Source organism: Streptomyces albiflavescens, from assembly GCF_014645835.1.
In the GTDB taxonomy this organism is placed as follows: domain Bacteria; phylum Actinomycetota; class Actinomycetes; order Streptomycetales; family Streptomycetaceae; genus Streptomyces; species Streptomyces albiflavescens.
The window spans coordinates 1-1,259 of the sequence record NZ_BMMM01000046.1; the positions used below are offsets into that span (position 1 = coordinate 1).

Below are 1,259 nucleotides of genomic sequence, written 5' to 3' on the forward strand. Positions count from 1 at the left end.
AAGTCGGCGAGGTCACCGAATTCGGGCAGTACGGCCGTGTAGTCGGAGACGTCGTACCCGCCGTCCTTGAGGGGGGACTTGAAGAACGGAGGCAGCCATAGGCAGTCCACGCCGAGCCATTGCAGGTAGTCGAGCCGGGAGGTCAGGCCCTTGAGGTCGCCGACGCCGTCGCCGTTGCTGTCCTGGAAGGAGCGGACCAGGACCTCGTAGAAGACGGCGCGTTTGAACCAATCGGGATCGCGGTCGCTGGCCGGTGTGTCCTCGAACATGTCCGGGACGGGCTCGTTGACCATCATGTGGGTGACCCTCCGATCCGCGGCGAGGGGCCGACGGCGAGCACATGCGCACCGCCCGGCTTCAGACGCACGTAGTTGGCCCTGCCCCAGTGGTAGGTCTCGTCGGTGAGCTCGTCGCGCACCGGCACGGACTCGTGCCAGTCCAGGCCGAGTTGCGGCATGTCCAACGACACCGTGGCCTCCTGGGTGTGGTGGGGGTCGAGGTTCGCCACCACCACGACCGTGTCGTCGCCCGTGCGCTTGCTGTACGCGATGAGGGCGTCGTTGTCCGTGTCGTGGAAGCGGAGATTGCGCAGCTCGTGCAGGGCCTCGTGGCGCCGCCTGATCCGGTTCAGCCAGGTGATCAGCGGGGCGATGGTCCTGCCCTCTTCCTCGGCCGACTCCCAGTCGCGCGGCCGCAGTTGGTACTTCTCGGAGTCGGCGTACTCCTCACTGCCCTCCTTGAAGGGGGTGTTCTCGCAGAGCTCGTATCCGGCGTACATCCCCCAGGCCGGCGAGAGGGTGGCAGCGAGGACGGCCCGTACCTCGAAGGCGAGACGGCCGCCCCGCTGAAGGTAGCCGGGCAGGATGTCGGGGGTGTTGACGAAGAAGTTGGGCCGCATGTACGCGGCCGCCTCGCCCGACAGTTCGGTGAGGTAGTCGGTCAGCTCCTCCTTGGTGTTGCGCCAGGTGAAATACGTGTACGACTGCTGGAAGCCGACCGTCGCGAGCCTGTGCATGATCGCGGGCCGGGTGAATGCCTCCGCCAGGAAGATCACATCGGGATCGGTGCGGTTGACCTCCGCGATGATCCGCTCCCAGAACACCACCGGCTTGGTGTGCGGATTGTCGACGCGGAAGATCCGTACGCCGTGGTCCATCCAGAAACGCAGCAGCCGTATGGTCTCGGCTATCAGCCCCGGCATGTCCTTGTCGAAGGCGATCGGATAGATGTCCTGGTACTTCTTGGGCGGGTTCTCGGCA

The 1,259-nt window shown here is 65.7% G+C and carries 2 protein-coding genes; both read right to left on the reverse strand.

Annotated elements, in window-relative coordinates; all coding sequences use genetic code 11:
- Positions 1-296, reverse strand: a 296-nt coding sequence (locus IEY95_RS48440; protein ID WP_268240567.1) for an alpha-amylase family glycosyl hydrolase, incomplete at its 3' end; no start/stop codon positions are given.
- On the reverse strand, positions 293-1,259 hold a 967-nt coding region (locus tag IEY95_RS48445; protein WP_505994517.1), incomplete at its 5' end, for an alpha-amylase family glycosyl hydrolase. The genes IEY95_RS48445 and IEY95_RS48440, both read right to left, overlap by 4 nt.